Source organism: Microterricola viridarii, from assembly GCF_900104895.1.
GTDB classification, from domain to species: domain Bacteria; phylum Actinomycetota; class Actinomycetes; order Actinomycetales; family Microbacteriaceae; genus Microterricola; species Microterricola viridarii.
On sequence record NZ_LT629742.1, the window covers coordinates 3,437,021 to 3,456,409 of the forward strand.

Below are 19,389 nucleotides of genomic sequence, written 5' to 3' on the forward strand. Positions count from 1 at the left end.
CCGGGAAACATGTGTTCCCGTAACGGCTGGCAGTGTCTGATCGCCCTGTATACAGAGGCGGACTGCACGTGCTCCTTAGAAAGGAGGTGATCCAGCCGCACCTTCCGGTACGGCTACCTTGTTACGACTTAGTCCTAATCACCGATCCCACCTTCGACAGCTCCCTCCCACAAGGGGTTGGGCCACCGGCTTCGGGTGTTACCGACTTTCATGACTTGACGGGCGGTGTGTACAAGGCCCGGGAACGTATTCACCGCAGCGTTGCTGATCTGCGATTACTAGCGACTCCGACTTCATGAGGTCGAGTTGCAGACCTCAATCCGAACTGAGACCGGCTTTTTGGGATTCGCTCCACCTTGCGGTATCGCAGCCCTTTGTACCGGCCATTGTAGCATGCGTGAAGCCCAAGACATAAGGGGCATGATGATTTGACGTCATCCCCACCTTCCTCCGAGTTGACCCCGGCAGTATCCCATGAGTTCCCACCATTACGTGCTGGCAACATAGGACGAGGGTTGCGCTCGTTGCGGGACTTAACCCAACATCTCACGACACGAGCTGACGACAACCATGCACCACCTGTTTACGAGTGTCCAAAGAGTTGACCATTTCTGGCCCGTTCTCGTATATGTCAAGTCTTGGTAAGGTTCTTCGCGTTGCATCGAATTAATCCGCATGCTCCGCCGCTTGTGCGGGCCCCCGTCAATTCCTTTGAGTTTTAGCCTTGCGGCCGTACTCCCCAGGCGGGGAACTTAATGCGTTAGCTGCGACACGGAGACCGTGGAATGGCCCCCACATCTAGTTCCCAACGTTTACGGCATGGACTACCAGGGTATCTAATCCTGTTCGCTCCCCATGCTTTCGCTCCTCAGCGTCAGTTACGGCCCAGAGATCTGCCTTCGCCATCGGTGTTCCTCCTGATATCTGCGCATTCCACCGCTACACCAGGAATTCCAATCTCCCCTACCGCACTCTAGTCTGCCCGTACCCACTGCAGGCTGGGGGTTGAGCCCCCAGATTTCACAGCAGACGCGACAAACCGCCTACGAGCTCTTTACGCCCAATAATTCCGGACAACGCTTGCACCCTACGTATTACCGCGGCTGCTGGCACGTAGTTAGCCGGTGCTTTTTCTGCAGGTACCGTCACTTTCGCTTCTTCCCTACTAAAAGAGGTTTACAACCCGAAGGCCGTCATCCCTCACGCGGCGTTGCTGCATCAGGCTTTCGCCCATTGTGCAATATTCCCCACTGCTGCCTCCCGTAGGAGTCTGGGCCGTGTCTCAGTCCCAGTGTGGCCGGTCACCCTCTCAGGCCGGCTACCCGTCGTCGCCTTGGTGAGCCATTACCTCACCAACTAGCTGATAGGCCGCGAGTCCATCCTTGACCGAAATTCTTTCCACCCCCAGGAGATGCCTCCGAGGGTCGTATCCGGTATTAGACGTCGTTTCCAACGCTTATCCCAGAGTCAAGGGCAGGTTACTCACGTGTTACTCACCCGTTCGCCACTAATCCACCAGGTGCAAGCACCCGGCTTCATCGTTCGACTTGCATGTGTTAAGCACGCCGCCAGCGTTCGTCCTGAGCCAGGATCAAACTCTCCGTAAATGTTTATACGACTAACCAGCAAGCTGGCGTCACATTTTGCGCTTCGAAACCGCCGGAAAAAGGCGGACATCTCAGCAAGTTTGAAACTGACAGAACAAATCATTACTGACTTGCTTTGTTGTTTAAATGTTTTCCAAAGGAATCCCGATCACCGAGGTGATCCGGGTTTTTTGGCATTTGACATTGTGCACGCTGTTGAGTTCTCAAGGATCGGATGCACCCGGATTCTCCCGCTTTCTCGCGGGTGTCGCTCCGAGGCAACTTGTCTAACTTACCAGACCCCCGCTGCCCCGCAAAACCGGGCGAATCAGACACTCCGGGCAGGAAAACCTGCGAAGTGAGGACTCGAACCCGAGACGGGGAGTTGGAGAGGCAAGAAGCAATCTTAGGCATGAAACCGGTCAAACGCAAATGCGCAGACACACGATGTTTGGCTGAGATGCTGTGCCGCGGTGAGCGGAGAAGCTGTTTCGCTTCCCGCCGTTGCGGCGACAAGAGACAACAATACGGCCGCCCCGACAGGCGCGCAAAGCGGGCCACCCTCCGGGCGTGTCGACGGCTTCGGCGGGCTGCTCCCCCGGCCCCGCAGGCCACAACGCCAGTGGCCCCCGGCCCGAACGCGCGTTCGGGCCAGGGGCCATTGGGCACTCGGTACTAGGCGTCCCCGAGCTGAGCGTCACCGGCATCCGCCCCATGCCCGATGCGGGCATAGACCTCTGGACGACGGCGCTTGATGACGTACGCCCAGACGATGCCGATGACCCCGGGCAGGATCGCGATGGCCGGCAGCAGGAAGGTCGTCGCGTTCGACTCCGGCTGGCCGAGCAGCACGTCGAAGTTGCTGAGGATCAGCAGGAGGATCGCGGCCAGCGCCACGGCCGAGACGATTGGCGCAACGAGCCTGCTGCCGACGCCGACGCCGCGGGCGTCCTTGCGGAAGAACCCGATCACCGCCAGCGAGACCACCGCCATGAGCAGCACCAGGCCGAGGGCGCCCGTGTTGGTGAGCCAGGTGAAGAGGGTGATGACGGGGTATGGCCCGGATTCCGGGTTCCAGCCGGCCTCGCCGACGGCGAAGGCGATCACGACGATGACGGCGATGACGCTCTGGGCGAGCGAGCCGACCCAGGGGGCCCCGGTGCTCTGGCGCACGGCGGCGAGCTTGGCGGGCAGCACGCCCTCGCGGGCCAGGGAGAAGAAGTACCGGGCGACGGCGTTGTGGAAGCTGACCAGCGCGGCGAAGATGCTCGTGATGAACAGCACCGACATGATGTCGACCCAGATGACGCCGAGGTTCTCGGCGACGAAGCCGAAGAACAGCGGCGGGCCGGCCTCCTCGCCGGAGATGCCGGCGGGGTCGGTGATCTTGTCGACGCCGATGCCGAGGGCGAGTGCCCAGGCGGAGAGCGCGTAGAAGACGCCGATCACGGCGACGGCGAGGAAGGTGGCGCGCGGGATGGTGCGGCGCGGGTCCTTCGACTCCTCGCCGTAGATGGCGGCCTGCTCAAAGCCCATGAACGCGGCGATGCCGAAGGCGAAGACGGCTCCGACGCCGGGAACGAACAGAGCAGCCGGGCTCATCGGCTCGGTGGAGAAGCCGGCGGCGGGGTTGGTGAACGCGACCACGTCGAAGACGATCACGACGAGGAACTCGAGCGCGACGAGCACGCCGAGCACCTTGGCCGAGAGGTCAACCCGGTTCACGCCCATGATGCCGACGATGACGATGCCGACGAGCACGCCCACCCACCACGGGATGTCGAGTCCCGTCTTCTCGCCGATGAGCATCGATACCTGGAAGCCGAACATGCCCCAGATGCCCAGTTGCATCATGTTGTAGGCGACGAGCGCCACGAGCGAGGCGCCGACGCCGGTCGGGCGGCCGATTCCCTGGGCGACGTAGGCGTAGAAGGCGCCCGCATTGTTGATGAAGCGGCTCATCGCCGCGTAGCCGATCGCGAAGATGGCGAGCGCCGCCGCCAAGATCAGGAAGCCGAGCGGGACGCCGGCGACATGGGTCACCGAGAAGGTCGAGGTCACGCCGCCGGCGATCACGGTGAGCGGGGCCGAGGCGGCAACGATGAGGAAGGCAACGGCGAGGACGCCGAGCTTGCGGCGTTCCGGCGCCGGCGCCCCTGCTCGCGCAGGGCTGGCTTGGGCCGTCGAGGGTGAGCTGCTCACGGAATCTCCTTTGATTCGACTGGTGGCCGGTGCCGGCCACTCTCCGTGCGGGTATGCCACTCAGTGTGGCCGCCGTCCCCGCCGGCCACTGTGTTGTGCGCGCACGCCACTTGACTGGGCGGGCACAAGCGCGCCGGCTGCGCGCTCAGCGTCAAGTCGCTCACGCTCGCAGACAAGTCGGGGGCGGCGGGGCGGTCGATACTGGAGGCAGGTAGCTACCGCAGCGCCGCCCATCCTGGCCTGCACCCTGTAAGGAACTGCAATGACGCACACCCCCGACACCCTCCACTCCCACGCGGCCGCGACGAGCGAGCCCGCCGCGGTGCGGCACCCGCTCGACCCGCTCACGGCGGAGGAGCTCAGCGCCGGTCGCGCCATCCTGGTGGCGGCCGGCCTGCTCGGCGAGACCGTCCGGTGCGCCCAGGTGCTGCCCGTCGAGCCGGACAAGGAGGCCGTTGCCGGCTTCCGCACGGGCGATGCGATCGAGCGCCGGGTGCACTACGTGCTGCTCGACATCGCCACCGGCGTCGCCTCCGAGGCCGTCGTCTCGATCACCGGCAACGCCGTCGTCGAACAGCTCTCCCTCGCCACCGACCAGCCGCCGTACGGCCAGCCGCAGTACCTGTTCGAGGAATACGACCGCGCCGCCGCGATCGCCAAGGCCTCGCCGGAGTGGCGCGCGGCGATGGCCCGCCGCGGCCTCGCCGACCGCATCGAGCTCGCCTTCTGCGCACCGCTGGCCCCCGGATTCTTCGGCCGCGACGACGAGGTGGGGCGCCGCGTCATCCGCTCGCTCACCTTCCTGCGCGACTTCGAGGAGGACAGCCCGTGGGCGCACCCCGTCGAGGGCCTGATCGTGCACATCGACCTCACGACCGGCGGTGTCATCCGGGTCGAGGATGACGGTGACGTGCCGGTGCCGGCCGCCTCCGGCAACTACGGCGTCGACGCGATCGGCCCGGCCCGCACCACGCTGAAGCCGATCGAGATCACCCAGCCGGAGGGCCCGAGCTTCCACGTGGACGGCTCGCACGTGGAGTGGGAGAACTGGAAGTTCCGGGTCGGCTTCAACGCCCGCGAGGGTCTCGTGCTGAACCAGGTCAGCTTCCGCGACGGCGACGAGGACCGTCCCGTGCTGCACCGGGCCAGCGTGCCCGAGATGGTGGTGCCCTACGGCGACACCAGCTCGACCCGGTTCTGGATCAGCTATTTCGACGCCGGCGAGTACCTGCTCGGCAAGAACGCGAACTCGCTGACCCTCGGCTGCGACTGCCTCGGCGTCATCCACTACTTCGACGGCTTCGTCGCCGACGACCACGGCCACCCGGTCAAGATCCCGCAGGTCGTCTGCATGCACGAGGAGGACTACGGGATCCTCTGGAAGCACACCGACCTGCAGGGCAAGAGCGAGGTGCGCCGCAGCCGCCGCCTCGTGGTCAGCTACTTCTCCACCATCGGCAACTACGACTACGGCTTCTTCTGGTATTTCTACCTCGACGGCACGATCCAGGTCGAGGCCAAGGCCACCGGCATCGTGTTCGCCGGTGCCGGCCACCCCGGCGAGGCCAACCCGCACGCACCGGAGATCGCCCCCGGCATCTTCGCGCCCGTGCACCAGCACCTGTTCTGCGCGCGCCTGGACGTCGCCATCGACGGCGAGGACAACGTGCTGCGCGAGATCGACGTCGTCGGCATCCCGATCGGCGAGAAGAACCCGTACGGCAACGCGTTCACCTGGACGTCGACCCCGCTGAGGACAGAGCAGGAGGCACAGCGTCTGGCCGCCCCCGCGGCCGGCCGCGTCTGGGAGGTGGCGAGCGCGCACCGCACCAACCACGTCGGAAAGCCGACCGCCTACCGGCTGCACCCGCAGGGCGGGCCGACGCTGATGGCCCAGCCGGAGTCCACCGTGCACGGCCGCGCCACCTTCGCGACCAAGCACCTCTGGGGCACCGCCTTCGACGCCGCCGAGCGCTTCCCCGCCGGCGACTACCCGAACGCACACCAGGGCGGGGCCGGCCTGCCGGCCTGGACGGCGGCCGACCGCGACCTGGACGGCACCGACATCGTGCTCTGGCACGTCTTCGGCCCGACCCACGTGCCGCGCCCGGAGGACTGGCCGATCATGCCCGTCGACTACTCCGGCTTCATGCTCAAGCCGCACGGATTCCTCGACCGCAACCCGGCAATGGATGTGCCCGACGGCGTGCGGCCAGGCGCCGGGGCGTGCGCCAGCACCGGCGACGCGGAGTGCCGCTGCGCGCACTAGCCCGCACCTCCCGAGCGGGGGCGCCGTCCCGACCGGGCCGGCGCCCCCTCTGCGCTCCGGCTTGTTCCGGCGGACAGGGTGTGGCCGCGGCGAAGTGGTGGTTGAGTAGCGGCATGTCCAACGAAGGCACCCCCGACGCGCCCACCGCCGCCCACCCCACGGAGCACCATAGCGGCGAGCCGCACACCGGCGGCATCGCGCAGAAGCTCAACTGGCTGCGGGCCGGCGTGCTCGGCGCCAACGACGGCATCGTCTCGGTCGCCGCCGTGGTTGTCGGTGTCGCCGGCGCGACGCGCGACCCCGCCGCCATCCTCACCGCCGGAACCGCCGCTCTCATCGGCGGCGCGATTTCGATGGCCCTCGGCGAGTACGTCTGGGTGAGCAGCCAGCGCGACACCGAGCACGCCCTCATCGCCAAGGAGTCTCGGGAGCTCGCCGAGATGCCGGACCAGGAGCTGGCCGAGCTGGCCGCCATTTACCAGGGGAAGGGCCTCTCGCCCGAGACGGCCCGGCAGGTCGCCGTCGAGCTCACCGCGCATGACGCGCTCGGCGCGCACCTCTCGGCCGAGCTGAACATCGACCAGGACGACGTCGTGAGCCCGTGGCATGCCGCCTACGCCTCCGCGATCGCGTTCACCCTCGGCGCGATCCTGCCCATGCTGGCGATCCTGTTGCCGCCGGAGGCCTGGCGGGTTCCGACCACCTTCGTCGCCGTGCTGCTCGCCCTCGCCGCGACCGGCGCCATCGCCGCGCACCTCGGCGGGGCGCCGAAGGGGCGCGCAATGCTGCGGGTCGTGCTCGGCGGCGCCCTCGCCCTCGCGGCCACCTTCGCGATCGGCACGCTGCTGAACACGAGCGGCGTCGTCTAGGGCGCTGAGGCACTCTTCGCGCACAGTCAACCCCTGTGCCGCAGGGGTCAACCGGCCCAGGAAGCCGCGACTTATCGTGGGACTCGAGCCGGCTCCGGCCCGCGGCCGAGGCGCCGCGCCGGGCGCCGTTCCGCCGCCGACCTCCCACCCCGGAAAGGGCACCATGACTGACAACGCCGTCACACTGAATCCCGCAGACACCAGCACCTGGCTGCCGCTGGACGGGCTCGCGCCCGGCTTCGACGCCAACAAGGCGCCGCACACACTCGACCTGGCCGGACGCACGTTCACGGTGGTCGACGAGCGCGGCACCCGCATCCGCCATGTCTTCGCCGAGCACACGGTGGCCTGGGACTACGCGCCGGGGGTCGGCGACGAGACCGCGCCGGCATCCGAGACCGACGACTACGAGGCCTTCCTCGTCGACGACGGGCTCTACTTCGTGCAGTTCCACCACGACTACCTGCCGAACGAGGCCGTCTCGCTCGTGCTCGACCTGCGGTCCGGCCGGGCGCTGGCCGTGATCAGCCTGATCGGCGAGCCGGGCCCCGGCCGCACGGCCGTGCAACAGTTCTTCGTGCCGGGCCTGATCGAGGAGATCCTGACGACCGGCGCGGAGGCGGCTCCGACGACGAGCCTCGTCGGCCGCCGCGTGCAGTGGGTGTACAGCACCGAGCACGCCTACGAGCACGTGTACCTCTCGCCGAGCTGGTACAGCTGGCAGTGCCTGGCCGGCCCGGAGCGCGGCCTCGCCGACACCGACGAGAACACGGTGTGGCAGGTGCGCCCCGGCATCTACATCTTCGCCTGGCGGGAGAAGGTCATCCCCTGCGGCTCGGTGACGATCGCCGACCACCGCGATGCGCGAAACATCCGCTCGCACGGCGTCTTGTTCGGCCTCGACGCGAGTGGCGAGGTGCCCACGCACTTCACATTCGGCGCCTTCGGCCGGCTGCTGTCGACGACCGTGCACCCGGAGCAGTACGACCCGGCCGCCATCGGCACGGCGGTCTGAGAGCCATGACGACCGCAGATCTCATCGTGCTGGACGCCACCGTCTACACGGCCGACCCCGCCCAGCCCTTCGCCGCCGCGTTCGCCGTGGCGGCCGGGCGCCTGCTGACGGTCGGCAGCGAGGCCGATGCGCTGGCCCACCGCGGCGCCGACACGGTGGTGCGCCGTCTGGGCGGGGCCTTCGTGATGCCCGGGCTCGTCGACGTGCACAACCACCATGCCCTGGCCGGCAAGACCGAGCTCTACGAGCTGTCGTTCGCCGCCACCGCCACCCTCCCGCAGATCCTCGACGCGGTGGAGGACTATGCGGTGCGGCTGCCGGCCGACGGCTGGGTGCTGGGCGGAAGCTGGGGCTCCGGCCTGATGGACGTCCTGTCGACGGATTCCGCGCGCGAGCGCCTCGACGCGGCATCCGGCGGCCGCCCGGTCATGCTCAGCGACGACAGCCGGCACAACCGCTGGGTGAACAGCCGGGCGCTGGAGCTGGCCGGCATCACGGCCGCCAGCACGCCCGCCGCCGGCGGCGTGATCATGCGCGACCCGGTCAGCGGCGCCCCGAGCGGCGTGCTGCTCGAGGCGGCGGGCATGCCCGTGGAGGAGGCGCTGGCCCGCACGCACACGCTCACCGCGGCGCAGCACCGCCGGTGCTCGCAGCGCGGCATCGAAATCCTGGCCAGCTATGGCGTGACCGCGTTCCAGGACGCGGCCGCCTCGCTGCCGATTCTGCAGTCGCTCAAGTCGCTCGATGACGCCGGCGAGCTGAACGCCTGGGTGGTGAGCTCGCTCACCGTGAACGACCAGATCTTCGGCTACGACCCGGTCGGCGAGGAGCTGCTGGCGCGCGGCGAGGAGTTCCGCAGCGAGCACCACCGGCCCGACTTCGTCAAGATCTTCCTCGACGGCGTGCCCCCGGCCCGCACGGGGGCGTTCCTCGAGCCGTTCCTGCCGGACGACGAGCACGGCGCCCACTTCTGCGGCACCACGGCGATGGCACCGGAGGAGCTGCTCGACTGGCTGCGCAGCACCGCCGAGCGCGGGCTCTCCGCGAAGATCCACTGCACCGGCGACGCCTCGGCCCGGCTCGTGCTCGACACCGTCGAGCAGCTGCGCACCGAGGGCCACACCGACACGCGCTACCAGATCGCGCACGGCCAGTTCGTGGCCGAGAGCGACCTCGCCCGCTTCGCCGAGCTGGGCGTCGCCGCCGACATCTCGCCGTTCATCTGGTTTCCCGGCGTCATCCCGGATGCCATCGCCAGCGTGCTGCCGGCCGAGCGGGCCGCGCAGATGCAGCCCAACCGCAGCCTGATCGACACCGGCGCCCTCGTGGCCGGCGGCTCGGACTGGCCGGTGAGCGAATCGCCGAACGCGTGGGAGGGAATCCAGGGGCTCGTCACCCGGGCCGACCCGCACGGGGTCTTCCCCGGCACGCTGTGGGCGGAGCAGGCCATCACGCTGGAGGAGGCGATCGCGGCGTTCACGATCAATGCGGCCACGGCGATGGGGCTGGGCGCGGAGACCGGCTCGCTGTCCGCCGGCAAGTCGGCCGACTTTGTACTGCTCGACCGCAACCCGTTCGACACCCCGATCGACACGCTGATCCAGGCGCGGGCGAGGGAAACCTGGTTCGCCGGGCGCCTGGTGTTCGCTCAGGAGGCCCTCTAGACCGGCGGACCGCAGGCCCTCCACCCGTTGCTCTACACTTGTTGACTATCTGTGCGTTCCCAAAACGGGCAGACTGGATGCAATTCAGAGCTAAAGGGGGCCTGCATGCCGAAGGTGATCGACCACGATCAGCGTCGCCGCGACATCATCGAGGTGACCCGCGGGCTCATCATCCAGGGCGGCATCGAGGCGGCCACCATGCGCGAGATCGCCGCAGAGGCCGGGTTCGCCAATGGTGCGCTCAAGCACTACTTCCCGGGCAAGGACGACATCATCCAGGGCACCTACGAGCTCTCGCTCGCCCAGATGAGCGAGGTCGTGCGGTTGGCGGTCGAGGGCAAGCGCGGCCTCGCGGCGCTCCGCGGCATCAGCGAGGCGTCCCTGCCGCTGGATGCCGAGCGCACCACGGCCGCCCGCGTTCTGCTCTCGTTCTGGGAGCGGGCCGCCTCCAACGAGCACCTGCACGAGATCTACGTCGACCACCTCGTCATCTGGCGGCAGGCGCTGGCCCAGTTCATCGCCGAGGGCCGCGCCGACGGCGACATCCTGAGCAAGACCCCCGACGAGCAGCTGATCCAGGAGCTCGTCACAATGAACGTCGGCGCGACCCTGATGAGCGTGATCAACCCGGAGCAGAACACCCCGGCGCTGCAGCAGGCCCAGCTCGACAGCTTCTTCGAGCGGCTCGGGCGGCCGTAGGGGTCCCGACGACCGGCGGGGCGCTCGACCGGCGGCGCTGGGGTCTCGACGGGCCCGACCAGCGGGAAGCCACTCTCCACCGTTGTTGAGGGGGCGCCAGCGGCCGAGGCCGACGCCCGCACCAGGTCGCTGCGCCAGTTGGGCGGGCTCCGCGCCAGCTCAACGGGCGCGGACCCGCCCGAAGTGGCGCGGAAGCCGAGCACGCCGGCGGCTGGGCTTCGGGGGCTGCGCTGTTCGTTCCTCGCGGCGCGGCCCCCTCTAGCCAACGTGCAGATACACACCGCGCTGGGGTCTCGACGGGCCCGACCAGCGGGGGCACCACCGCTGATCGAGCCTGCCGAAACCCCAGCAGCACGCGGGCCCGCCCGCGGTCACTCCGGGCCGGGCTCCCGGAAGGTGAGCGCCCGGGCGGGATTGTCCACCATGATGGCGCGGATGACGTCGTCGCCCACCCCGAGCCGGCCGAGCGCGGGCAGGAAGTGCTCGGAGATGTAGCCGTAGCCCTGCCCGCCGTAGCGTTTCAGCTGCACGCGCTGGCAGACGTCGCCGCCGAGCACGATGCGGTCGGCGTGGCCGTCGTCGACGAGCGCGGCGACACCCCTGGCCACCGCGAGGTCGGTGAACGGCCAGAGGGTGCCCCATGGGCTGCCCGGCGTGCCGAGGAAGTCGAACTCGACGAGGACGCCGCGGGCGAGGAGCCGCCTGGCGAAGGGCAGGTCGTCGCCGAGGGTGCCGGCGTGGCCCATCACGACGTGGCGGAGGTCGACCCCCTCCTCCTCGAGGATGTCGAGCACCCGGAACTTCTCCTCGCCGAAGCCGCCCTGGTGGAAGGTGATCGGGGCGCCGGTGATGCGGGAGGCCCGCCCGCTGGCGCGCACGCTCTTCAGCTCGTTCGGCGTGAGCGGGTTGCCCTCGACGCCGACCTCGCCGATGATGCCGGAGCGGATCGCCGTGCCGTCGACGCCGGCGGCGATGTCGCGCACGATCTCGGCGCTCATCTGCTCGACCGTCTTCTCGTCCATGTCGGCCGGGTGGAAGTTCTTCTCGTACCAGCCGGCGCCCATCACGATCTGCAGGCCGCTGGCCCGGGAGAGCTTGGCGAGCGAGCGGGCGTCGCGGCCGAGCCCGGTGTTGGAGACCTCGACCATGGTGCCGCCGCCGAGCGCGCGGAACTCCCCCACCTCGGCGAGCATCTCGTCGAAGTCGCCGAGCAGGTCGTTGTGCTCGATGATGCGCCCGCGCCGGACGGCGGCGAGGTTCGCGAGGCTGAGCGGCTCGGTCGATTCCGGGGTGCCCCGGCCCGGCCGGGGGTTGTGCGGTGGGCGCCGGATGTCGATGAAGATGTGCTCGTGCATGAGCACCTGGCCGAGGGATTCCGGGGCGACCGGGCCGGTGACGGTGAGCACCTGGCCGGCGATGTTCGGGATGGCGGCGCTCGGGATGGCGGCGTTCACGCGCGCTCCTCCCGGGCCGGCATGGAGAGCCAGCGCTGCGGGTTTGTCTCGGTCAGGGCGGCGAGCAGGCCGTCATCCGCCCCGAGCATCCGCAGGTAGGGCAGGTATTGCTCGAGGACGAAGCCGTAGCCGTTGCCGCCGAAGGCGTTCAGGTCGATCTTGCGCCGCACGCCCTGCGAGATCAGCAGCTGCCCGGCCAGGCCGCGGGCGGCAAGGCCGAGGATGCCGAGCGCGATGTCGTGGTCGCTCACCTCGGTGAGGATCGTGGGGATGTCGCCGAGACGGTCAAACTGCGCGTAGACGCCGCGCGCCAGGACGGCGTCGAGCTCCTCCGGCCGCGCCAGGAGCGCGGCGGCGTCGCCGAGGGCGACCGCGGACGGCTGCACCCCCTCGGCCTCGAGGATGTCGAGCACGGCGAGCGTGTCGGCGATGGTCGCGGAGCGGGTGATGCTGATGGGCGCCCCGGTCTGGCGGGCGGCGGCGGCGACCGCGAGCAGGAGTCTCCGCTCGTCGTCCTGGGCGGGGTCGATCGCGCCGACCCGGCCGATGAGCCCGGCCCGGATGCCGTCGACGCCGACTTCGAGCTCCGCCGCAATCTGGGCGGCGATGCTCGCCGGCGATCGCTCGGCCAACTCCGGGGACCACGCCGGGTGGTGCCACCCGGCCCCCATCACGACGGCGAGACCGGTGGCGTCTGCGATGCGCCGGAGAGCGCCGGGGTTGCGCCCGAGGCCGATACTCGTCTGGTCGACGATGGCCCCGCCGCCGAGCCGGCCGAACTCCCCGACCTCCGCGATGGCCAGCAGCTCGTGGTCCAGGCGCAGGTTGTCGCGGTTCGGGGCGCCGAGGTTGAGCGCGCCCAGCATCTCGATGCCGACCGCGGCCCCGTAGAAGGCGGCCTCGGTGGCGGCCGCCGGGCGCGTGCGGCCCAGCCGGCGCCAGCCGTCATCCGACTCCTCCGGTGTCGCGAAGTTCGCGATGAGGTGTTCGTGGGGCAGGGTGACGCCGAGGGAGTGCGGCGCGCTGGGGCCGCTGACGGTCGAGACGAACATGGTGCTCCTCGGGGTTCTGGGGTGCACCCCGCCGACCGGGCGGGGACTCGGTCGGCGGGGTGCTCGTGCACGCGGAGGGCTAGACCGCCTCGGCCACCAGGATGCGGGGGCTGCCCGGCAGGGCGATCGTCTCGACGGGCTTCCACCCGGTCGCGCCGAGCCATTCGGCCACTGTCGACTCGGGGTAGACGACCGTCCCGTCGATGTTGAAGTACTCGCCGGCGTGCAGGGCGTCGATCTTGCGCTGCACCGGGTTGTCATCCAGGAAGAAGTCGAGCACGACCAGGTGGGCGCCCGGTGCGGCGGCGGCGCGCGCGTTGGCGAAGATCACGCGGTTCTGGGCGTCGTCGAAGCGGTGGATGACGTGGTTGACGAGCACGAGGTCGTGCTCGCCGCCCGGCTGCGCGGTCTCGGTGGCGCCGCCCTCGACGCGCGAGCGCTCGGCGACCCCGGCCGCCTCGACGGCCTGCTGCACCGAGTCGGTGAAGTCGGGGGCGAAGACGAAGCGGGTGTTCAGCTCGGGGTTGGCCTTCATGCCGTTCACGGCGAAGGCGGGGCTGAGACCGCCGAAGTCGAGCGCGTTGCGGTAGCGGGAGAAGTCGAAGTGCGCCGCGAGCTGCTCGGCGTGCAGCTCGTTGTAGGTCATGACGCCGGCCATGAAGCCGCCCCAGCCGGCCTCGTCGAGCTCGAGGGTGCCGGCGGCGCCGCTGTCGACGGTGTCGTCGTAGCGCAACCACTGCTTGTAGCTGACGTCGTTGAGGAAGGCGAGGAACGGCGTGAGGTCGATGCCGTCGCCGCCTGCGGTGAGGTAGGCCGCGGCATCCGGGGTCAGCTCGTAGCGGCCGTCGGTGCGGGTGATGAGGCCCTGCGCGGTCATGCTGTCGGCGAGGATGCGCAGCTGCTGGGCGGGCACGCCGGTCGCGGCGGTGAGCTCGTCGAGCGTGCGGGGGCCGTCGGCGAGGGCGCTGAAGAGGCCGACCCGGCTGGCGGCGAAGAGCTGCTTCGCTCCCATGAAGCCGATCGCGATGTCGAGGATCGCCTCGGGGGTTGCTGTGGTCGTCGGCTGCGTTGCCGTCATGGTGTTCTCCTTCGGAGTGCGGGGCCGGCGTCGTCGCGCAGCCCGCGGCTGGTGCGGTCTCGGGAAACTCTACAAGCGTTGACAATAAACATGCAAGCGCCTCGCGCCCGGCTCGCCCCCAATTTCAACATGCGTAGAATAACCGCAGGCGCGACGATGCGCCCCGAGCGAATGCGAGTGCAACCATGGCCCTTTCCATGCAGACCTTCTCCCCCGCGGGCGGCGAGGTCGCCGCCCAGACTCCCCCGGTGGTCTTCCTCCACGGCTTCGCCTCCTCCGGCACGGCCGACTGGGTGGCCGGCGGATGGCACGAGGCCGCCACCGCCTCCGGGCGCACGGCGGTCGTTGTCGACCTGCCCGGCCACGGCGCCAACGCCTCGGCCGTCGAGGGGGCCGCCGGCACGACCGCGGTGGTGCGCGCGCTCAGCGAGGCCGTGGACGCGGCCATCGCGGCGGCCGGGGCGGAGCAGGCGGATGTCGTCGCCTACTCGCTCGGGGCGCGCCTGGCCTGGGAGCTGCCCGCGGCCAACCCGCGCGTGCGCCGGCTGGTGCTCGGCGGCCTGAGTCCGTTCGACCCGTTCGCCCAGCTGGACACGTCCGCACTGCGCGCCGCGGCCGCCGGCACGGCCGAGCCGGACTCCCCACTGACTGGAATGATGGCGCAGATGGTGTCGGCACCGGGCAACGACCCCGCGGCGCTGATCGCGCTGATCGACGGCCTCGCGAGCGAGCCATTCCTGCCCGGCCGCACGGCCGGCGAGGCCACGCCGTCCGGTGCCCCGCAGCTGCCGACACTGTTCGTGGCCGGCAGCGACGACATGATGACCGGCGGCATCGAGGGCCTCGTCGCGCTGGTGCCGGATGCCGCGCTGCTGCGCGTTCCCGGCGACCACCACGGCGCCCTCGGCTCGGCCGAGTTCCGGGCGGCCGCGCTCGACTTCCTCAGCTGAGCACCGCCGCCGCGGGCGGCCGCTACCAGGTGCCGTCCGCGTTGACGCCGCGGTCGACCCAGAGTCCGGCCGTGGCCGCCCGCACCTCCTCGGCGCCGACCCGGTCCAGCAGCTCGAGCGCGCCGAGGTTGTCCTCGAGCTGCTCCAGCCGCGACACCCCGAACAGCACGTTCGCGGTGGCCGGGTTGGCCAGGCAGAAGGCGATGCCGAGCTGGGTCGGCGTCGCGCCCAGGCCGGCGGCGATGCGCTCGAGCTCGGGGTAGATGGCGACGATCTGTTCGCGGATGCCGCCGACATCCGCCCCGATCTTGCGGGCCGGTGCCAGCTTGCCGGCGAGGATGCCGCCCTCGAAGACGTCGGAGGCCTGCAGTGCGAGGCGGCCGGAGCGAAACAGCTCGCCGTAGTGCGCACCCTCGGCCATCGTGCGCCGCGCGAGGCCGTACTTCAACTGCGCGAAGGTGGGCGGCGTGAGCCCCTCGGCCTCGGCGAAGTCGAGGGCGAGCGTGATGTCGGCCGCCTGCCAGTTGTTGACGCCCCAGCTGTCGAAGCGCCCGGCCGCGATCTCGGCGGCGACATCCGTGACGATCTGCCGCACGTCGATGGTGCTCATGTAGTCGCCGACCACGACGGTGTCGGCCTTCTCGATGCCGATGCGGGAGAGCGAGGTCTCCATCTGGCTGGCGAAGCTGGTCGTCGGGTACTCCCACAGCCAGAGCTTGCCGCAGAGCAGGTAGTCCTTGCGGGCGAGACCGGCGGCCCGCACGGCCTCGCCGAAGATCAGGTCGGTGCGGGCGTTCTCGGCGTGCGGGCCCATGTTGTAGTGGGCGACATCGAAGAACGCGGCTCCGACCTCCGCGGCCCGCCGGATGAGCGCGACAGCGTCGTCGAACTCCATTCGGTCCCAGGTGTTCCAGGAGCCCAGCGCGAAGACGGGCACCTCCGGCCCGGCGGGGCCGAGGCGGCGGGTGGGGACGGTTCCTCTAAAACTCATGGGGTCTCCTCGAAGCATCATCGCTTTATTTTCTACGTTCGTATAATATAACCCCATGCACGCCGCCCGGCGTGAGACGAAGGAGTTTCCACCGTGACCGAATCCCGCACCGTGCTCATCACCGGCGGAGGCGGCGGCATCGGCCGCGGCATCGCCCGGGCCTTTCTCGCCCAGGGCGACCGCGTCGTGCTCGCCGATGTCAATGCGGATGCCGTGGCCGCCGCCGCGTCCGAGATCGGCGCGGCCGCCGTCGCGTTGGACATCACCGACCCGGCCGCCGTCGCCGCCGCGGTCTCGGAGGTCGCCGCCGAGCACGGCCCCATCGACGTGCTCGTCAACAACGCCGGCATCCTCTCGGTGCACGGCGCCATCACCGAGCTCTCCGCCGAGGCCTACGCCTCGATCGTCAACGTGAACATCGTCGGCACCTTCAACGTGACCCAGGCCATCGCGAACCAGATGATCGCCACGGGGACGAGGGGCGCAATCGTCAACATCTCGTCGATCGGCGGCAAACAGCCGACGCCCGGGATGGGCGCCTACGAGTCGAGCAAGGCGGCCGTCGACTCGCTCACCCGCTGGGCGGCGATCGAGCTGGCCGGCCACGGCATCCGCGTGAACGCCGTCGCGCCCGGCCCCGTGCTGACCCCGATGCTGCAGATGGGCATGCCGGAGGGCTCCCCCGCCCGCGCCGCGTGGGAGTCGCGGGTCCCGCTTGCGAAGCTCGCCGCGGTCGAGGACATCGCCCCCGCGGTCGTCTTCCTCGCCGGGCCGGGGGCCGGCCACATCACGGGCGTGAGCCTGCCCGTCGACGGCGGGCAGCTGCTCGCCTGAGCGCCACCCCGGAATGCACGATGGCCCCTGCGGTTCCGCAGGGGCCATCGTCGTCTCGCCGGTCGGACCTCAGCCGACGAGCGCCGCCTCGCGCTCGAACACGACCTCGCCGTCGACGACGGTCAGGTCGACGGCGACGTCGGGCAGCTCGGCCGGCGCAACCGTCAGCGGGTCGGCCGCGAGCACGACGAGGTCGGCGACCTTGCCGGGCTCGAGCGAACCCTTCCACGCCTCGGCGCCGTCTTGCCGGGCCGGGGCGACGGTGTACGCGTGCAGGAGCGCGAGCATCCGCTCTTCCTCCGCCCCGGGCGCCGGCGCGCCCATCCAGGCATCGGCCGCCGCAATGCCTTCGCGCCAGTCCGGCGAGAGCACGGGGGCGTCGGAGCTCAGCGAGAGCGAGACCCCCGCGGCGAGCGCCTCGGCCACCGGCCAGGCATCGGCCGCGGCCTCCTCGCCGAGCACGCCGGCGAGCCAGGGCGCGGTGAGCACGGCGATGCCGGCCTGCACGTTCAGCCCCATGTCGAGCCTCGCCATCGCAGACAGCGTCTCGCGCGCAACGAGGTCGCCGTGGATCACGTAGTGGCGCAACTCGGCCGGCGCCGCCGCCTGCGCGTGGGCCACGGCATCCGCCACCACCTCGATGGAGCGGTCGCCCGTCGCGTGCACGCCGACCTGGAAGCCGGCCAGGTGGGCGGCGCTGATCATCTGCCGCAGGCTCGCCTCACGCTCGGCGATGTCGGCGCCGGCGACGAGCAGGTCACCGGAGCTGCCGTCCGGGTAGCTCCGGTGGGTCCATGCCTGGAGCATCGGCGGGATGCCGTCGGCGAAGATCTTCACCCCGGCGATCCGCAGCCAGTCCGGCTGACCCGTCTCGCGCACCGTGGCGTTCAGCCGGGCGGTGAAGCTGCCGAGCTCGCTCGGGCCGTCGAGCACGCCGAAGAGCATGAGCACGGTGACGCGGGCCGTGAGCGCCCGCTCCGCGGCGAGCGCGCGGTACTCGTCGAGCACCAGCTGGCCGAAGCAGCCCGTCGCACCGGCGTCCTCGCCCGGGCCGAGCCCCGGCTCGGTGTAGCTGGTGATGCCGAGCGACGCCGCCAGCCGGCCGGCCCGGAGGATCGCGGCCCTGGCCTCCCCCGCCGAGGTGATCAGCGGGGCCGCCGGCGCTGCGTCGTGCGGATCGCCCTCGAACGCCACAGCGTCGCCCTGCCCTCCCATCGCGCCGAAGACCGTGTCGGGCCAGAGGGCGCCGAGCCAGCTCCCGTGCAGGTGGGAGTCATTGATGCCGGGGATGACGGCACGGCCGTCGAGCTCGATGACGCGGGTGCCCGCCCCGATGAGCGGCTGCACCTCGGCGTCGCTGCCGACGAGCACGACGCGCCCCCGCCGCACCGCGACCGCCGTGCCCCGCGTTCCTGCGGCATCCAGCGCGAGCACGGCCCCGCCTCGCAACACCAGTTCGGCTGGGCCGTCGGTTTCGTCCCGATTAGATCGCTGCACATCTCCTCCTCGAGAGCTTCGCAATGTAAGTCAACGTATGTAGAATAACCCAAACCGGCGACAGGTTCGACAGCGTTGCGATCCGCGGGCCGCACAAAGGAGCATTCAATGACGATTTCCCTTCCGACATCGACCCGCGCCGCGGTGCTGACTGCACACGGCGAGGATCTCACGCTGCAGGAGATTCCGCTCCCGGGCGAGATCGAGCCGGGCGCCGCCCTCGTGCACATCGCCTGCACGACGCTCTGCGGCACCGACATCGAGATCTGGCAGGGCAGGATGACCTTCCCCGGAATGCTGCCGATGGTGCTCGGCCACGAGATGGTCGGCGAGATCGTCGCGGTCGGACCCGGCACGACAGACGCCCTCGGCCGGGCGCTCGCGGTCGGGGACCGCATCGGCTGGTCGGAGTCGACCTGCGGCCAGTGCTTCGGCTGCACCGTCTTGCGCGAGCCGGTTGCCTGTTCGCAGCGCGGCTACGGCTTCCTGCAGCGCTCCGACGTGCCGCCGTATGCGACGGCCGGCCTCGCCGAGTACGCCTACGTGACGCCGGGTGCCGCCAAGCTCCGGCTGCCCGACGAGGTGAAGGACACCTGGGCGTCGATGGCGGGCTGCGCTGCGAAGACCGTGCTGCGCGCCTTCCAGCGCGCCGGCGGCGTGCGCCCCGGCTCCCGCGTCGTCGTCCAGGGCTCCGGCGCCCTCGGCATCTTCGCGACCGCCGTCGCCCACCTCTCCGGCGCCGGCACCGTCATCACCGTCGGCGCCCCCGCCGACCGGCTGACCGCGGCCCGCCGCTTCGGCGCCGACGCCGTCGTCGACATCGCGGGCGGCTCGGAGGCCACGATCGCCCGGGTTCTGGAGCTCACCGACGGGCAGGGCGCCGACCTCGTGCTCGACTTCGCCGGCGCGCCGAGCGTCGGTCCGGAGGCCATCGCGATGGCCTCCCAGCGCGGCACCGTCGTGGTCGTCGGCTCGACCGGCCCCACCGGCGAGCCGATCACCCTCTCGGCGATCATGGGCAAGGAGCTCTCGGTCATCGGCTCCCTCAACGGCGACATCTCCGACTACTACCGGGCGATCGAGTTCTTCCGCTCCTTCGCCGAGCGGATGCCGTGGGATGAGCTCTTCAGCGACCCCGTCGGCCTCTCCGCCGCCTCCGCCAAGATCGCCGCCATGTCGGCCCTCGGCGAGATCAAGGCCGTCATCGACCCCCGCCTGCCGTAGGCAGC

General features: G+C 70.1%; 14 protein-coding genes and 1 rRNA gene. 8 read left to right on the forward strand and 7 right to left on the reverse strand.

Features of this window, described 5'->3' with window-relative positions:
• Positions 1 to 79: 79 nt before the first annotated feature.
• Together BLT62_RS15815 and BLT62_RS15820 are read right to left on the reverse strand one after the other, a co-directional pair.
• Positions 80 to 1,607: ribosomal RNA gene (locus tag BLT62_RS15815) — 16S ribosomal RNA — on the reverse strand.
• Between the two features lie 654 nt (positions 1,608 to 2,261).
• Positions 2,262 to 3,788, reverse strand: coding sequence for an APC family permease (locus tag BLT62_RS15820; protein WP_083364924.1), 1,527 nt, complete (start codon positions 3,786 to 3,788; stop codon positions 2,262 to 2,264).
• Between the two features lie 262 nt (positions 3,789 to 4,050).
• On the opposite strand from BLT62_RS15820, the gene BLT62_RS15825 reads away from it, so the two are divergent.
• The 5 genes from BLT62_RS15825 to BLT62_RS15845 all read left to right on the forward strand — a co-directional run bounded on the left by BLT62_RS15825 (position 4,051) and on the right by BLT62_RS15845 (position 10,304).
• Positions 4,051 to 6,057, forward strand: coding sequence for a primary-amine oxidase (locus tag BLT62_RS15825; RefSeq protein ID WP_083364925.1), 2,007 nt, complete (start codon positions 4,051 to 4,053; stop codon positions 6,055 to 6,057).
• A gap of 113 nt (positions 6,058 to 6,170) precedes the next feature.
• On the forward strand, positions 6,171 to 6,926 hold the full coding sequence (locus BLT62_RS15830; RefSeq protein WP_083364926.1) for a VIT1/CCC1 transporter family protein: 756 nt from the start codon (positions 6,171 to 6,173) through the stop codon (positions 6,924 to 6,926).
• 163 nt (positions 6,927 to 7,089) lie between these two features.
• Complete coding sequence (locus tag BLT62_RS15835; protein ID WP_083364927.1) at positions 7,090 to 7,941, forward strand: MoaF C-terminal domain-containing protein; 852 nt, start codon at positions 7,090 to 7,092, stop codon at positions 7,939 to 7,941.
• Between the two features lie 5 nt (positions 7,942 to 7,946).
• Positions 7,947 to 9,605 (forward strand): amidohydrolase, encoded by a 1,659-nt coding sequence (locus BLT62_RS15840; protein WP_083364928.1) that lies wholly within the window; start codon positions 7,947 to 7,949, stop codon positions 9,603 to 9,605.
• 105 nt (positions 9,606 to 9,710) lie between these two features.
• On the forward strand, positions 9,711 to 10,304 hold the full coding sequence (locus BLT62_RS15845) for a TetR/AcrR family transcriptional regulator (RefSeq protein WP_083364929.1): 594 nt from the start codon (positions 9,711 to 9,713) through the stop codon (positions 10,302 to 10,304).
• 371 nt (positions 10,305 to 10,675) lie between these two features.
• Here BLT62_RS15845 and BLT62_RS15850 read toward each other — a convergent pair whose 3' ends face one another.
• From BLT62_RS15850 to BLT62_RS15860, 3 genes are all read right to left on the reverse strand, one after another.
• Positions 10,676 to 11,758 (reverse strand): phosphotriesterase family protein, encoded by a 1,083-nt coding sequence (locus BLT62_RS15850; protein ID WP_231919256.1) that lies wholly within the window; start codon positions 11,756 to 11,758, stop codon positions 10,676 to 10,678.
• Complete coding sequence (locus BLT62_RS15855) at positions 11,755 to 12,810, reverse strand: phosphotriesterase family protein (protein ID WP_083364930.1); 1,056 nt, start codon at positions 12,808 to 12,810, stop codon at positions 11,755 to 11,757. Before BLT62_RS15855 ends, BLT62_RS15850 begins: the two co-directional genes overlap by 4 nt.
• A 79-nt stretch (positions 12,811 to 12,889) precedes the next feature.
• Positions 12,890 to 13,888, reverse strand: a complete 999-nt coding sequence (locus tag BLT62_RS15860) for a methyltransferase (RefSeq protein WP_083364931.1) — start codon at positions 13,886 to 13,888, stop codon at positions 12,890 to 12,892.
• A 185-nt stretch (positions 13,889 to 14,073) separates the two neighbouring features.
• Between BLT62_RS15860 and BLT62_RS15865 the strand changes: the two genes are divergently transcribed.
• Positions 14,074 to 14,838 carry an alpha/beta fold hydrolase gene (locus tag BLT62_RS15865; protein WP_083364932.1) on the forward strand — a complete coding sequence of 255 codons (765 nt, stop codon included), beginning with the start codon at positions 14,074 to 14,076 and terminating at the stop codon, positions 14,836 to 14,838.
• Positions 14,839 to 14,860: 22 nt separating this feature from the next.
• Here the strand turns inward: BLT62_RS15865 and BLT62_RS15870 are convergent, their stop codons facing one another.
• Complete coding sequence (locus BLT62_RS15870; protein WP_083364933.1) at positions 14,861 to 15,829, reverse strand: aldo/keto reductase; 969 nt, start codon at positions 15,827 to 15,829, stop codon at positions 14,861 to 14,863.
• Between the two features lie 93 nt (positions 15,830 to 15,922).
• Here BLT62_RS15870 and BLT62_RS15875 point away from each other — a divergent pair, with 93 nt between their 5' ends.
• Complete coding sequence (locus tag BLT62_RS15875) at positions 15,923 to 16,663, forward strand: SDR family NAD(P)-dependent oxidoreductase (RefSeq protein ID WP_083364934.1); 741 nt, start codon at positions 15,923 to 15,925, stop codon at positions 16,661 to 16,663.
• Between the two features lie 69 nt (positions 16,664 to 16,732).
• Here the strand turns inward: BLT62_RS15875 and BLT62_RS15880 are convergent, their stop codons facing one another.
• A complete protein-coding gene (locus BLT62_RS15880) occupies positions 16,733 to 18,160 on the reverse strand; it encodes an amidohydrolase (protein ID WP_083364935.1) in 1,428 nt (475 codons plus the stop codon).
• 108 nt (positions 18,161 to 18,268) lie between these two features.
• On the opposite strand from BLT62_RS15880, the gene BLT62_RS15885 reads away from it, so the two are divergent.
• Positions 18,269 to 19,384 carry a zinc-binding dehydrogenase gene (locus BLT62_RS15885; protein WP_083364936.1) on the forward strand — a complete coding sequence of 372 codons (1,116 nt, stop codon included), beginning with the start codon at positions 18,269 to 18,271 and terminating at the stop codon, positions 19,382 to 19,384.
• The last annotated feature ends 5 nt before the right edge of the window (positions 19,385 to 19,389 follow it).

Excerpts from the sequence above, each read along its gene's own strand:
- BLT62_RS15825 (WP_083364925.1), top strand. The coding sequence starts at position 4,051 with ATGACGCACACCCCCGACACCCTCCACTCCCACGCGGCCGCGACGAGC.
- BLT62_RS15830 (WP_083364926.1), top strand. The coding sequence starts at position 6,171 with ATGTCCAACGAAGGCACCCCCGACGCGCCCACCGCCGCCCACCCCACG.
- BLT62_RS15835 (WP_083364927.1), top strand. The coding sequence starts at position 7,090 with ATGACTGACAACGCCGTCACACTGAATCCCGCAGACACCAGCACCTGG.
- BLT62_RS15840 (WP_083364928.1), top strand. The coding sequence starts at position 7,947 with ATGACGACCGCAGATCTCATCGTGCTGGACGCCACCGTCTACACGGCC.
- BLT62_RS15845 (WP_083364929.1), top strand. The coding sequence starts at position 9,711 with ATGCCGAAGGTGATCGACCACGATCAGCGTCGCCGCGACATCATCGAG.
- BLT62_RS15855 (WP_083364930.1), bottom strand. The coding sequence starts at position 12,810 with ATGTTCGTCTCGACCGTCAGCGGCCCCAGCGCGCCGCACTCCCTCGGC.
- BLT62_RS15860 (WP_083364931.1), bottom strand. The coding sequence starts at position 13,888 with ATGACGGCAACGCAGCCGACGACCACAGCAACCCCCGAGGCGATCCTC.
- BLT62_RS15865 (WP_083364932.1), top strand. The coding sequence starts at position 14,074 with ATGGCCCTTTCCATGCAGACCTTCTCCCCCGCGGGCGGCGAGGTCGCC.
- BLT62_RS15870 (WP_083364933.1), bottom strand. The coding sequence starts at position 15,829 with ATGAGTTTTAGAGGAACCGTCCCCACCCGCCGCCTCGGCCCCGCCGGG.
- BLT62_RS15885 (WP_083364936.1), top strand. The coding sequence starts at position 18,269 with ATGACGATTTCCCTTCCGACATCGACCCGCGCCGCGGTGCTGACTGCA.